This window comes from Loktanella sp. S4079 (assembly GCF_000967725.1).
Classification (GTDB): Bacteria; Pseudomonadota; Alphaproteobacteria; order Rhodobacterales; family Rhodobacteraceae; genus Yoonia.
Genome location: NZ_JXYE01000033.1, coordinates 1 through 856 on the forward strand (window position 1 = coordinate 1; position 856 = coordinate 856).

The 856-nt window shown below is 52.3% G+C and carries 2 protein-coding genes; one reads left to right on the forward strand and one right to left on the reverse strand.

Features of this window, described 5'->3' with window-relative positions; genetic code table 11:
• Positions 1 to 6 precede the first annotated feature (6 nt).
• On the reverse strand, positions 7 to 291 hold the full coding sequence (locus tag TW80_RS17495; RefSeq protein ID WP_045998767.1) for a hypothetical protein: 285 nt from the start codon (positions 289 to 291) through the stop codon (positions 7 to 9).
• Positions 292 to 380: 89 nt separating this feature from the next.
• Here TW80_RS17495 and TW80_RS17500 point away from each other — a divergent pair.
• On the forward strand, positions 381 to 856 hold a 476-nt coding region (locus TW80_RS17500; RefSeq protein ID WP_045998768.1), incomplete at its 3' end, for a magnesium transporter MgtE N-terminal domain-containing protein.

Below are 856 nucleotides of genomic sequence, written 5' to 3' on the forward strand. Positions count from 1 at the left end.
TTCGCTCTAGCGCTCTTCATCCCTGATCGCTTCTGCGCTGAGGCGCCGATAGTTGACGAAAGAATTTGCGCTCATCACGACATAGAAACTGTCCATGTCGATCAGGACATATCCTCTTTCGAACAGCGCGCGTGACAGTGAGGTGATGTCGTCTGGATATAATCGCCGGACGCCGAACAACTCTCGAAGCAATTTTTGCGGCAATCGGTAGCGGCCGGTTTCTTTGCCACCAAACGAAGATGTGTAGAGCGCCGCCAGTTTATCGGCGACCGCAGCTGTGTGATCTGTCACGTGATCCTCACTATGATATTTTTATTTACCTATAGACAAATATTTATTGCCTATCTAAACAATCGTCAATCACAAAGGTGGATTCGCACTTGCTAACCGATACACAAATCGAACCGATTGACTTGTCACCACAGTTGCGCGCGGCAGCTGAGGCAAAGGACGCGGCTGTCCTTAATGCGCTACTTGACCCGTTGCCCTATAGCGAGGCGCTGCGCGAATTGCTGAGCCTGACGCCAGAAGAACGGGATGTCGTACTTTCGCTTGTGTCATCTGACCTTGCAGCCCAACTCATTGAGGAAGCGCCGCACGAAATGGGTGCCGAGCTGATCGAGCGCTTGGAAACCTCTCGTGCGGTCGAAATTCTCGATGAATTAGACTCCGACATTCAGGCGGACCTTCTGGGGGACATGGAAGACAAGGACGCCGAAGCAATCTTGTCTGAGATGGAAGCCGAAGACGCGGCTGATGTTCGCCGGCTGGTCGAATATGAAGACGATACCGCTGGTGGTCTCATGATGTCCGAGGTGTTCAAGTTTGCCGACACGCAAACGGTGGGCAATGTGCT